This window comes from Kitasatospora sp. NPDC054939, assembly GCF_053610105.1.
In genome coordinates, this window is sequence record NZ_JBSGXP010000017.1 from 51,548 (window position 1) to 63,656 (window position 12,109).

The 12,109-nt window shown below is 73.7% G+C and carries 13 protein-coding genes; 12 read left to right on the forward strand and 1 reads right to left on the reverse strand.

The window, feature by feature from the left end; translation table 11 throughout:
• The first annotated feature begins 135 nt into the window (after window positions 1-135).
• Entirely contained in the window at window positions 136-1,413 is a 1,278-nt protein-coding gene (gene mltG / locus ACWGB8_RS07570) for an endolytic transglycosylase MltG (RefSeq protein ID WP_452211207.1), read from the forward strand.
• A 148-nt stretch (window positions 1,414-1,561) separates the two neighbouring features.
• Here the strand turns inward: mltG (ACWGB8_RS07570) and ACWGB8_RS07575 are convergent, their stop codons facing one another.
• Entirely contained in the window at window positions 1,562-2,029 is a 468-nt protein-coding gene (locus ACWGB8_RS07575; RefSeq protein WP_452211209.1) for a hypothetical protein, read from the reverse strand.
• A gap of 48 nt (window positions 2,030-2,077) precedes the next feature.
• On the opposite strand from ACWGB8_RS07575, the gene mltG (ACWGB8_RS07580) reads away from it, so the two are divergent.
• The 11 genes from mltG (ACWGB8_RS07580) to nusB all read left to right on the forward strand — a co-directional run bounded on the left by mltG (ACWGB8_RS07580) (window position 2,078) and on the right by nusB (window position 12,027).
• Window positions 2,078-3,427, forward strand: a complete 1,350-nt coding sequence (mltG, locus tag ACWGB8_RS07580; protein WP_452211211.1) for an endolytic transglycosylase MltG — start codon at window positions 2,078-2,080, stop codon at window positions 3,425-3,427.
• Window positions 3,428-3,478: 51 nt separating this feature from the next.
• Window positions 3,479-4,309, forward strand: a complete 831-nt coding sequence (locus tag ACWGB8_RS07585; RefSeq protein ID WP_452211212.1) for a shikimate dehydrogenase — start codon at window positions 3,479-3,481, stop codon at window positions 4,307-4,309.
• A gap of 180 nt (window positions 4,310-4,489) precedes the next feature.
• Window positions 4,490-5,674, forward strand: coding sequence for a chorismate synthase (aroC, locus tag ACWGB8_RS07590; RefSeq protein ID WP_452211213.1), 1,185 nt, complete (start codon window positions 4,490-4,492; stop codon window positions 5,672-5,674).
• A complete protein-coding gene (locus ACWGB8_RS07595) occupies window positions 5,671-6,195 on the forward strand; it encodes a shikimate kinase (RefSeq protein WP_452211214.1) in 525 nt (174 codons plus the stop codon). Before aroC ends, ACWGB8_RS07595 begins: the two co-directional genes overlap by 4 nt.
• Window positions 6,188-7,276: a 3-dehydroquinate synthase gene (aroB, locus tag ACWGB8_RS07600; RefSeq protein ID WP_452211215.1), complete on the forward strand. Its 1,089-nt coding sequence runs from the start codon at window positions 6,188-6,190 to the stop codon at window positions 7,274-7,276. Before ACWGB8_RS07595 ends, aroB begins: the two co-directional genes overlap by 8 nt.
• Before the next feature lie 8 nt (window positions 7,277-7,284).
• Window positions 7,285-7,713, forward strand: a complete 429-nt coding sequence (gene aroQ, locus ACWGB8_RS07605) for a type II 3-dehydroquinate dehydratase (RefSeq protein WP_452211249.1) — start codon at window positions 7,285-7,287, stop codon at window positions 7,711-7,713.
• 94 nt (window positions 7,714-7,807) lie between these two features.
• A complete protein-coding gene (locus ACWGB8_RS07610) occupies window positions 7,808-8,722 on the forward strand; it encodes an AAA family ATPase (protein ID WP_452211251.1) in 915 nt (304 codons plus the stop codon).
• A gap of 96 nt (window positions 8,723-8,818) precedes the next feature.
• A complete protein-coding gene (locus ACWGB8_RS07615; RefSeq protein WP_452211217.1) occupies window positions 8,819-9,628 on the forward strand; it encodes an Fpg/Nei family DNA glycosylase in 810 nt (269 codons plus the stop codon).
• 205 nt (window positions 9,629-9,833) lie between these two features.
• Window positions 9,834-10,940 (forward strand): M24 family metallopeptidase, encoded by a 1,107-nt coding sequence (locus ACWGB8_RS07620; RefSeq protein ID WP_452211218.1) that lies wholly within the window; start codon window positions 9,834-9,836, stop codon window positions 10,938-10,940.
• An 84-nt stretch (window positions 10,941-11,024) separates the two neighbouring features.
• Entirely contained in the window at window positions 11,025-11,585 is a 561-nt protein-coding gene (gene efp / locus ACWGB8_RS07625; RefSeq protein ID WP_452211220.1) for an elongation factor P, read from the forward strand.
• Window positions 11,586-11,589: 4 nt separating this feature from the next.
• Window positions 11,590-12,027 carry a transcription antitermination factor NusB gene (gene nusB / locus ACWGB8_RS07630; protein WP_452211222.1) on the forward strand — a complete coding sequence of 146 codons (438 nt, stop codon included), beginning with the start codon at window positions 11,590-11,592 and terminating at the stop codon, window positions 12,025-12,027.
• The last annotated feature ends 82 nt before the right edge of the window (window positions 12,028-12,109 follow it).

Genomic DNA, 12,109 nt, shown 5'->3' on the forward strand with positions numbered 1-12,109 from the left:
GGTTGGCGGCCCCCCCGCTGTTGTCGGGGTGGGGGGGGGGGGCTGCCCCCGATGTTAACTGTCCGCGGGGGGGGTTGGGTGCGCCGGCGCCCCCCCGCACCCCTCGTCGTCTTCCGGGGCCGCAGAGGAGGCGCGATGACCGACCAGGACTTCACACCGGGGCTCACTCCGGGCCATCTCGGGGCGCCCGTGGTGGAACCGGAGGGCCTCCCGCCCGGTGCGCGCCGTCCGCGCCCCGATGCGCCCGATCCGCACCGGGGGCGTACCGGTCTGGCCTGCGGGCTGACGGCGCTGGTGCTCGTGGTGGTGTTCGGCGGCATGGGCCTGGCCGCCTACGACTGGTGGGACAGCCAGGCCAAGCCGGTCTCGGCGGCGGACTTCGGCGGGCCCGGCACCGGCAGCATCGAGGTGTCGGTGCCGGCGGGCGCCGGTCTCAGCCAGATCGCGTCCTCGCTGGTGCGCAGCGGGGTGGTCGCCAGCTCGCTGGCCTTCACCCGGGCGGCCTCCGGGAACACCGCGGCCTCCCGGATCCAGCCCGGTACGTACACGCTGAAGGAGCGGATGTCGGCCGCCGCGGCGCTGGCGGTGCTGATCGACCCGGCGAACGCCAACGGCCTGACCATCCCCGAGGGCTGGCGCGGCTACCAGATCTACACCGCGATCGACCAGAAGCTGAAGCTGCCCGAGGGCACCACCAGGAAGCTGGCGGAGGAGCGCGCCGGGCAGCTCGGGCTGCCGGCGTTCGCCAAGGGCAGCCCGGAGGGCTACCTCTTCCCCGCGACGTACAGCATCACCGAGGGCACGACCCCGGAGACGCTGCTGAAGCAGATGGTCGACCGGGCCGGCAAGGAGTATTCCCGGCAGGACGCCGAGGTGGTCGCGCAGACCCTCGGCCAGAGCCTGTACGGGCTGGTGACCATCGCCAGCATGGTGCAGGGCGAGGCGGACAACCCGGAGGACATGGCCCGGGTGGCCCGGGTGATCTACAACCGGCTGGAGAAGAAGATGCCGCTCCAGCTGGACTCGACCATCAACTACGCGCTCGGCCGCTCCACGCTCAACACCACGGTCACCGACACCAAGCTGTCCTCCCCGTACAACACCTACCTGCACCAGGGGCTGCCGCCGACCCCGATCTCCAACCCCGGGCGGCAGGCGGTGCAGGCGGCTCTCGCCCCGGCGACGGGGGACTGGCTGTACTTCGTCACCGTCCGGCCCGGGGACACCCGGTTCACCGACAGCTACGAGGTCCAGCAGCGCAACGTGCTGGAGTTCAACGCCCAGCAGGAGGCGGAGGCGAGCGCCTCGGCCGAGGCCCCCGGGGAGCCCGCGGAGGAGGCCCCCGAGACTCCCGCGGACGGCGGCGCGGAGGGCACTTCACCGGCGGTTTCGCCGGGTGCGGGGCAGCCCTGACGGGGGTCCGACCCGGCCGGGGGCAACTCTGCGGTACGGTAACGTCTCCCTCCAGGCGCTGCAGATAGCACGCCGGTTCGAGTACAGCCGGGACGCCGTCCCGGACGGCCGGTCCGATCCTCCGGCCGTCTCCGTCGGCTTAAGGGGATCAATGACCGATCTGGGTCGGGGCTACGGCCCCCAGGGCTCCGAACCGTGGCACCCCGGTGATCCCGGGTACGGCGGGCAGCAGCCGGTCCCCGGCCAGCAGGACGGCCAGTGGCAGAACCAGCAGCAGCAGTTCCAGCAGGGACAGTTCGCGCAGGGTGACGGGTACGGACAGCAGCCCCACCAGCAGGGGTACGGGCAGCAGGGCCAGGCCCAGCAGTACGGCCAGCAGCAGGGCTACGACCAGCAGCAGGGGTTCCCCGGCCAGCAGGGGCAGTTCGCGCAGGGCGACGGGTACGGACAGCAGGGGTACGGGCAGCAGGGCCAGGCCCAGCAGTACGGCCAGCAGCAGTTCCCGCAGGCTCCGCAGCAGTACGGGCAGCAGCCCCAGCAGCAGGGTTACCCGCAGCAGCAGGGCTTCCCGGGACAGCCCGGCCAGCAGGGGCCGTTCGTCCAGCAGGGCCAGCAAGGTCAGCAGGGTCAGCAGCTCCAGGGCTTCCAGCAGGGCCGGCAGCCGATGCCGCAGCAGATGCCGCAGGGCCAGCAGCAGCAGGCACCGCAGACGCAGCCCGCTCGGCCGGCCGGCCCCGGCCCGGACGGCATCGACTGGGAGGCCGAGGCCGCCGCCCTGGAGTCGGGTGCCGGCCCGGCCGCGGCCGACGTGGTCGAGGACGACTGGGACGACCGGGACGACGCCCGCGCCGAGGAGGAGCGCGGCGGCTTCCTGGGCGAGGAGGACGACTCCCGCGAGGCCAAGAAGAAGCGCAAGGAGAAGGGCAAGAAGTCCGGCCGCCGCAACGGCGGCGCCTGCCTGCTGGTCGCGCTGGTCCTGATGGGCGGCGTGGCGGGGGCCGGCTGGTGGGGCTACGGCTTCTACCAGGACCACTTCGGGCCGCCGCCGGACTTCGTCGGCCAGGGCAACGGCAAGGTCAAGGTCGAGATCAAGAAGGGCGCGGCCGGCAGCCAGATGGGCCTGACCCTGAAGCAGGCCGGCGTGGTCAAGAGCGTCGAGGCGTTCACCAACGCCTACGACAAGAACCCGAAGGCCATGACGATCCAGGCGGGCTACTACTCGCTGCCCCGCGAGATGTCGGGCGAGGCCGCAGTGAAGCTGCTGGTCGAGGCCAACGGCGGGGAGACGCTGATCGTCCAGGAGGGTCTGCGGGCGACCCAGATCTACGACGCGATCGACAAGAAGCTGAAGCTCGGCGCCGGCACCACGGCGGGCGTCGCCAAGGCGCAGATCGGCAGCCTCGGCCTGCCCGCGTACGCCAACGGCCAGATCGAGGGCTTCCTCTGGCCGGCGCGGTACTCGATCGCCGAGGGCATGAAGCCCGAGGAACTGCTCAAGCAGATGGTCCAGCAGGCAGCCGAGCGGTACCAGGGCCTGGACGCCGAGGCGGCCAAGATCGGCCTGAAGAACGGCTACGAGGTCGTCATCGAGGCGAGCATCCTGCAGGCGGAGGGCAACAACACGGCGGACTTCGCCAAGATGGCGAAGACCATCCAGAACCGCCTGGCCGACGAGAAGGAGACCCAGCACCGGCTCGGCATGGACACCACGCTGCAGTACGCGCTGGGCCGCAAGGAGCTCACTCAGAAGGACATGGACGACGCGTCCAACAAGTTCAACACCTACCTGAACGCGGGCCTGCCGCCGACGCCGATCTCCAACCCGGGCGAGGACGCGATCAAGGCGACGCTCAGCCCCGCCGACGGCAAGTGGCTGTTCTTCATCGCGATGTCGCCCACCGAGACCCGCTTCGCGGAGACCTACAAGGACCACCTGGTCAACGTCGAGGCCTACTGCACGGCCGCCGGCCAGGGCTTCGACAAGGCCCGCGGCCACTGCACCACCAAGAAGTAGCCAGCAAGAAGCAGCCAGCAAGAAGCAGCACCGTCGGACCGGAGCAGCCACGTGACCAGCAAGCACCGGGCGGCCGTCCTCGGCGCGCCCATCGCCCACTCGCTCTCGCCCGTCCTGCACCGGGCCGCCTTCGCGGCGCTCGGGCTGGACGGCTGGCGCTACGACCGCTTCGAGGTGGACGAGCCGGCCCTGCTGGACTTCGTCGCCGGGCTGGACGAGGCCGCGTGGGCGGGCCTGTCGCTGACCATGCCGCTGAAGCGGGCGATCATGCCCCTGCTCGACGAGGTCAGCGCGACGGCGCGCTCGGTGGACGCGGTGAACACCGTGGTCTTCACCGCGGACGGCCGCCGGGTCGGCGACAACACCGACGTCCCGGGCCTGGTGAACGCGCTGCGCGAGCGGGGCGTCGAGAAGGTGCCCGCCGCCGCCGTGCTGGGCGCCGGGGCGACGGCCTCCTCGGCGCTGGCGGCGCTGGCGCAGGTCTGCACCGGCGAGGTGACGGTGTACGTCCGCAGCGCCGAGCGGGCGCGGGAGATGTCCGTGCTGGGCGAGCGGCTGGGCCTGGCGGTGCGGACGGCGGACTGGGAGCGCGGCGCCGAGGCGCTGGCGACCCCGCTGACCGTCTCCACCACCCCCGTCGGCGCCACCGACGGCTTCGCCGCCGGGCTGCCCGCCGCCCCGGGCGCCCTGTTCGACGTGCTCTACCACCCGTGGCCGACCGTGCTGGCCGCGGCCTGCGCGGGGCGCGGCGCCACCGTGCTGGGCGGGCTGGACCTGCTGGTGCACCAGGCGGTGCTGCAGAGCGAGCTGTTCACCGGCCGCACGCCGGGCCCGCTCGCCGCGATGCGGGCGGCCGGGGAGGCCGCGCTCGCGGGCCACTGACCGCTGGGGCCGCCGCGGGCCGCGGAGGCGGAGGCGGACCGTCCGCTTGGCGGCCGGTTGCTGTCCGTTACGCGGACCGGGCCCCCGGGCGTGCCCCGGTCGTGAAAGGATTCGGGGGAGAAGGCACGCCTGGTCGGGTCGCAGCTCCCCTGCGGCCGGTCCGCTGACGAAGGAGCTCCGTTGGGTACGTTGCGCTGGCTGACGGCGGGGGAGTCGCACGGCCCCGCACTCGTCGCGACGCTGGAGGGCCTGCCCGCCGGTGTCCCGGTCACCACCGAGGTGGTGGCCGACGCGCTGGCGCGCCGCCGACTCGGCTACGGCCGCGGGGCCCGGATGAAGTTCGAGCAGGACGAGGTGACCTTCCTCGGCGGCGTGCGCCACGGTCTGAGCATGGGCAGCCCGGTGGCGATCATGGTGGGCAACACCGAGTGGCCGAAGTGGGAGCAGGTCATGTCGGCCGACCCGGTCGACCCCGAGGTGCTGGCCGGCCTGGCCCGCAACGAGGCGCTGACCCGCCCGCGCCCCGGCCACGCCGACCTGGCCGGCATGCAGAAGTACTCCATCGAGGAGGCCCGCCCGATCCTGGAGCGCGCCAGCGCCCGGGAGACCGCGGCCCGGGTCGCGCTGGGCGCCGTCGCCCGCGCGTACCTCAAGGAGACCTGCGGCATCGAGATCGTCAGCCACGTCGTCGAGCTGGCCGGTGCCAAGGCCCCGGCCGGCGTGCTGCCGCTGCCCTCCGACGAGGCCCGCCTCGACGAGGACCCGGTGCGCTGCCTGGACGCCGACGCCAGCAAGGCGATGGTCGCCGAGATCGACCAGGCCCACAAGGACGGCGACACCCTCGGCGGTGTGGTCGAGGTGCTCGCGTACGGGGTGCCGGTCGGCCTCGGCTCGCACGTGCACTGGGACCGCCGGCTGGACGCCCGCCTGGCCGCCGCACTGATGGGCATCCAGGCGATCAAGGGCGTCGAGGTCGGCGACGGCTTCGAGCTGGCCCGGGTGCCCGGCTCCAAGGCGCACGACGAGATCGTGCCGACCCCCGAGGGAGTCAAGCGCACCTCCGGCCGCTCCGGCGGCACCGAGGGCGGCCTGTCCACCGGTGAGCTGCTGCGGGTGCGGGCCGCGATGAAGCCGATCGCCACCGTGCCGCGCGCCCTGCAGACCCTGGACGTGCGCACCGGCGAGCCCGCCAAGGCCCACCACCAGCGCTCGGACGTCTGCGCCGTGCCGGCCGCGGGCATCGTCGCCGAGGCGATGGTGGCCCTCGTGCTGGCCGACGCGGTGAACGAGAAGTTCGGCGGGGACCACGTCTCCGAGACCCGCCGCAACGTGCAGAACTACCTCGACAACCTGATCGTCCGATGAGCACCGCACCCCTGGTGGTGCTGGTCGGCCCGCCCGGCAGTGGCAAGTCCACCGTCGGGCGGGCCCTCGCCGAGCGCCTCGGCGTCGGCTTCCGCGACACCGACGCCGACATCGAGCAGCAGGCCGGCAAGCCCATCCCGGAGATCTTCATCGACGAGGGCGAACCGCACTTCCGCGAGCTGGAGGTGCGTGCCGTCCGGGAGGCCGCCGGGGCCCACCCCGGGGTGCTCGCGCTCGGCGGCGGCGCCGTCACGGCCGAGGCCACCCGGGCGCTGCTGCGCGACCTGCCGGTGGTGTTCCTGGAGGTGCCGCTCGGCGACGCGGTCAAGCGGGTCGGCCTGGACGCGCCGCGCCCGCTGCTGGCCGTCAACCCGCGGGCCCGCTGGCGCGAGCTGATGGAGGCCCGCCGCCCCCTCTACCTGGAGGTGGCCACCGCCGTCGTCGACACCGCCGGCCGGACCCCGGACCAGGTCGCGGACGCCGTACTGGAAGCTTTGGAGCTGAAGACCCCCCATGACTGACACCGTCAGGATTCACGTCGGCGGCAGCGCCGGCCACGACCCGTACGACGTGCTGATCGGGCACCGGCTGCTCGGTGAGCTGGCCCCGCTGATCGGCACCCGGGCCAAGCGGGTGGCGATCATCCACCCCGAGGCGCTGGAGGCCACCGCCGACGCGATCCGCGAGGACCTGCTCGGCGAGGGCTACGAGGCGATCGCGCTGCAGGTGCCCAACGCCGAGGACGCCAAGAGCGCCGAGGTCGCGGCCTACTGCTGGTCGGTGCTCGGGCAGACCGGCTTCACCCGCAGCGACGTCGTCGTCGGCCTCGGCGGCGGCGCCACCACCGACCTGGCCGGCTTCGTCGCCGCCACCTGGCTGCGCGGGGTCCGCTGGATCTCCATGCCGACCACCCTGCTCGGCATGGTCGACGCGGCGGTCGGCGGCAAGACCGGCATCAACATCGCCGAGGGCAAGAACATGGTCGGCGCCTTCCATCCGCCGGTGGGCGTGCTGGCCGATCTCGGCACCCTGGAGACCGTGCCGAAGCACGACTACGTCTCCGGCCTCGCCGAGGTCATCAAGTGCGGCTTCATCGCCGACCCGGCCATCCTCGACCTCGTCGAGGCCGACCCGGAGGGCGCGCGGACCCCCGCCGGCCCGCACACCGTCGAGCTGATCCGGCGCGCCATCCAGGTCAAGGCCGACGTGGTCTCCGGGGACCTCAAGGAGTCCGGCCTGCGGGAGATCCTCAACTACGGCCACACCCTCGGCCACGCCATCGAGCGCAACGAGCGCTACAAGTGGCGGCACGGCGCCGCGATCTCCATCGGCATGGTCTTCGCCGCCGAACTCGGCCGCCTCGCCGGCCGGCTCGACGACGAGACCGCCGACCGCCACCGCGCCGTGCTCGGCTCGGTCGGCCTGCCGCTCAGCTACCGCGCCGACGCCTGGCCCAAGCTGCTCGACGCCATGAAGATCGACAAGAAGTCGCGCGGCGACCTGCTGCGCTTCATCGTGCTCGACGGCCTCGGCAAGACCTCCGTCCTGGAGGGCCCCGACCCCTTGCTGCTGGTCGCCGCCTACGCGGAGGTCTCCTCGTGACCCGGGTGATGGTGCTCAACGGCCCCAACCTCGGCCGCCTCGGCAGCCGCGAGCCGGACGTCTACGGCGCCACCTCGTACACCGGACTGGTCGAGCGCTGCACGGCGCTCGGCAAGGAGTTCGGCCTCGAGGTCGAGGTGCACGAGACCAACTCCGAGCAGCAGATGGTCGAGTGGCTGCACGAGGCCGCCGACGGGCAGGTGCCGGTGGTGATCAACCCCGGTGCGTTCACCCACTACTCGTACGCGATGCGGGACGCCGCCGCCCAGCGGACCGCCCCGCTGATCGAGGTGCACATCTCCAACCCGTACGCGCGGGAGGTGTTCCGGCACACCTCGGTGATCGCCGCGGTCGCCTCCGGCACGATCGCCGGCTTCGGCATCGGGTCGTACGAACTGGCGCTGCGGGCGCTCGCGGAGCAGCTCGCCACGCGCTGACGCCGGCCTGAGGGCAGGTCAGCGGCCCGGCGGCGGACTGTGCCCGCTGCCGGGCCGCCGTGTAGTGTCCCGCTGAGAACGTCGGGAGGTGACCGTGACGCAGTACGCCGGGGGTGGGCAGGTGCCCCCTCGTCCCGTCGCTCCGCCGGCTCCGCCGTACCCGGGCACCGCGACGGCCGCGACGGCCGCGTCGGCCGCCCCGGCACCGGCACCCGTTCCGGTGCCCCCGCCCGCCGCGCAGGCCGGGCCGCCGCAGCCGGTGGTGCCCGCCGGGCCGCCCACCGCGCCGCCGGTCGCGCCCCCGCCGACCGCACCGCCGCCAGCCGCACCGCCGGTCGCCGTCCGGGTCTCGCCCGCACCGCCCGCGGCCGCCGGGGCCACCGGGCACTTCCTGCTGCCGCCGGGCGCGCCCGTGCAGCTGCCGCCCCACCCGCCGCAGCGCCAGGCGCCCACCGCCCCGATCGCGGTGCTGCTGATCGGGCCCGCCGGGGCCGGCAAGACGACGGTGGCCCGGTACTGGGCCGAGCGGCGCCCGACGCCGACCGCGCACATCAGCCTGGACGACGTCCGGGAGTGGGTGCAGTCGGGCTTCGCCAACCCGCAGTCCGGCTGGAACAACGCCTCCGAGGCCCAGTACCGGCTGGCCCGCCGCACCTGCGGCTTCGCCTGCCGCAACTACCTGGCCAACGCCATCTCCTGCATCATCGACGACGCGGTCTTCCCCGACCGCCCGGCGATCGGCCTCGGCGGCTGGAAGCGGCACATCGGCCCGGGCATGATCCCGGTCGTGCTGCTGCCCAGCCTGGACTCGGTGCTCGGCCGCAACGCGCGGCGCAGCGGCAACCGCAGGCTCAGCGACGAGGAGGTCGCCCGGATCCACGGGCGGATGGCCGGCTGGTACAACTCCGGGCTGCCGATCATCGACAACTCGCACCTGGACGTCGCCGCCACCGCCGCCGAACTGGACCGGGTGATCCTGGCCCGGCTGATGGGCATCCCGGTCCGCTGAGCGGGCCCGGTGGCCGCCGTCCGGGCGGCCCGGGTTGTCGGAGGGCGCTGCGATGATGGAGGTGTCCTGCTGATCGACCGGGGGGAGCCGACGCCCGTGCCCGAAGGCCACATCATCCACCGCCTGGCCGGAGCGAACCACGCCCTGTTCGGCGGGCGCCCGGTGCGGGTCTCCAGCCCGCAGGGCCGCTTCGCCGAGGGCGCCGCACTGATCGACGGCCAGGTGCTGACCGCCGCCGAGGCCAAGGGCAAGCACCTCTTCCTCGGCTTCGAGGAGGGCGCCTGGGTGCACGTCCACCTCGGCCTCTACGGCGGCTTCGCCTTCGGCGAGGGCCCGGCTCCCGACCCGGTCGGGCTGGTCCGGCTGCGGCTGGCCAACGACGACGGGTACGCCGACCTGCGCGGCCCGAACACCTGCGCGCTGATCACCCCGGCGGAGAAGGCCGCCGTCGCCGCCCGGCTCGGGCCCGACCCGCTGCGCGGCGACGCCGACCCGGACGCCGCCTGGCGCCGGATCTCCGGCAGCCGGACGACGGTGGCGGCGCTGCTGATGGACCAGAAGGTGCTGGCCGGGGTCGGCAACGTCTACCGGGCCGAGGTGCTGTTCCGGCTCGGCATCAGCCCGCACCGGGCCGGCCGCGACCTGCGCCGCGCCGAGTGGGACGCGATCTGGGCCGACCTGGTGGCCCTGATGCGCGAGGGCGTGGACGCGGGCCGGATTGACACCGTCCGCCCCGAGCACACGCCCGAGGCGATGGGCCGCCCGCCGCGCGTCGACGACCACGGCGGCGAGGTGTACGTGTACCGGCGGGCCGCGATGCCCTGCCTGGTCTGCGGCACCGACGTGCGGACCGAGGAGCACGCCGCGCGCAACCTCTTCTGGTGCCCGGACTGCCAGCGGGTCTGACCCGGACGGCGCCCCCGGCCGCGGGGGAGGCACCCGGCGGAGCGCGCGACGGCGCACGCGCCGGGGCTCGCGGTGCTCCACGGGCTCCGATCGGCCCGGCCGGGCCGCCCCGGCACCGGCGGGCCCGCCCGGGGCCCGGGCGACACGTGCCCCGTCGGGGCGGCTCGGCGGGCGGATCGGGGGAGGGGTTCGTAGGCTCGGTGGCATGTCTGATGCGTACGCGGGGCGGCGGGAGCGGCTCAGGGAGTACTGCAGTGCGGCCGGGGCGGACGCGGCGCTGATCACGCGGGCGGCCAACGTGCGGTACCTCACCGGGTGCGCACCGTGCGGGGCGACCCTGCTGCTCACCCGGGAACGGGCGGTGCTGGCCCTGCCGGACGACCTGCCGCCGGACGACACCGGCGAGCGGGTGGTGGACGACGAGGTCAGCCGGCTCGAAGTGGCCGCGGGCGCGGACACCGCGCTGGCGGCGGCGGCCCGGGCGGCCCGGCTGGGGGTGGCCGACCTCGCGGTGGAGGAGCACGACCTGACGGTCACCCGGCACCGCGCGGTCGCCGGACTGGCCGAGGGGGTGCGGCTCGCCGACCTCGCACAGGGCGTGGAGCGGCTGCGGGTGGTCAAGGACGAGCACGAGATCGCCGACCTGCGGATCGCCGCCGAGATCGCCGACCAGGCGCTCGGCGAACTGCTGGAGTCGATCCTGGTCGGCCGCACCGAGCGCCACCTGGCCATGGAGCTGGAGCGCCGGATGATCGACCACGGCGCCGACCGGGCGGCCTTCCCGGTCTCGGTGGGCACCGGCAGCCACTCCGGCCAGGAGGCCCACCAGCCGACCGACCGCCGGGTGGAGGAGGGCGACTTCCTGACCGTGGTGCTCGGCGCGCAGTACCGCGGCTACGGCGTCTCCACCGCGCGCACCTTCGTGATCGGGGCCGCCCCGGCGCCCTGGCAGGTGGAGCTGCACCGGCTGGTCTTCCGCGCCCAGCGGGCCGGTCGGGAGGCGCTCGGGCCGGGTGTGGAGCAGTACGTACCCGACCAGGCGGCCCGGGAGATCCTGCAGGCGGCCGGGCACACCGAGGGCTCGCCGCACCCGGTCGGCCACGGCATCGGCCTGGAGATCCGGGAGGCGCCGCGACTGGGCCCCTCGGACATGGGTAAACTGGACAGCCGCGTGCCGGTCACCGTCGGCCCAGGGGTCCACCTCCCGGGCAAGGGCGGTGTCCGGATCGAGGACACGCTCGTCGTACGCCCCCTCGAAGAGGGCGGGCCCGAGCTGCTCACCATCACCACCAAGGAGCTCCTCGCCCTGTGATCCGCGCGCCGCCCAGGCGCCGCAGCGGACGGCAGGACGCACCCCTTGGTTCCTTGACAGCTATATCCAGGAGTAAGTGCGCCCGTGGCTTCCACGAACGATCTCAAGAACGGCATGGTCCTCAACCTGGACGGCAAGCTCTGGGCCGTCGTCGAGTTCCAGCACGTGAAGCCCGGCAAGGGCCCGGCCTTCGTGCGTACCAAGCTCAAGGAGGTCCTGACCGGCAAGGTCGTCGACAAGACCTTCAACGCCGGCGTGAAGGTGGAGACCGCCAACGTCGACAAGCGCACCATGCAGTTCTCGTACAAGGACGGCGAGAACTTCGTGTTCATGGACATGGACACCTACGACCAGTTCCCGATCGAGCCGTCGGTCGTCGGCGACGCCGCCAAGTACCTGCTGGAGGGCTTCGACGCCCTGGTGGCGCAGCACGAGGGCAAGCCGCTTTACGTCGAGCTCCCCGCCGCGGTCGAGCTGACCATCGCCGAGACCGAGCCGGGCGTCCAGGGCGACCGCTCCACCGGTGGCACCAAGCCGGCCACCCTGGAGACCGGTGCCGAGATCCAGGTCCCGCTCTTCGTCACCACCGGCGAGAAGGTCAAGGTCGACACCCGCGACGGCAGCTACCTCGGCCGGGTGAAGTAAGTCCGTGTCTGCTGCACGCAGCAAGGCCCGTACGCGAGCCTTCCAGATCCTCTTCGAGGCGGACCACCGCGGGGTCGACCCGCTGAGCGTCCTCGCCGACTGGGTGGCCCGGGCCCGGGAGCCCAAGCCGGAGGAGGGCACCCCGCAGGTCGGTGAGTACACCATGGAGCTGGTCGAGGGGTACGTCCGCCACGCGGGCCGGATCGACGACCTGATCGCGCAGTACGCGATCGGCTGGACGCTCGACCGGATGCCGATCGTGGACCGCAACGTCCTGCGGCTCGGCGCGTACGAGCTGATCTGGGAGGACGGCGTCCCGGACGCGGTCGTCCTGGACGAGGCCGTCGAGATCGCCAAGGAGTTCTCCACGGACGAGTCGCCGGCCTTCGTGAACGGCCTGCTCGCCCGCTTCCTGGAGCTGAAGCCCGGTATCCGCCGCTGAGGCGCGCTCCCGCCGGAGCACCGGAGCGCCCGGGGCGTTCCACCCGTGGCCGCCGGCCCCCGAAACAGGGGGCCGGCGGCCA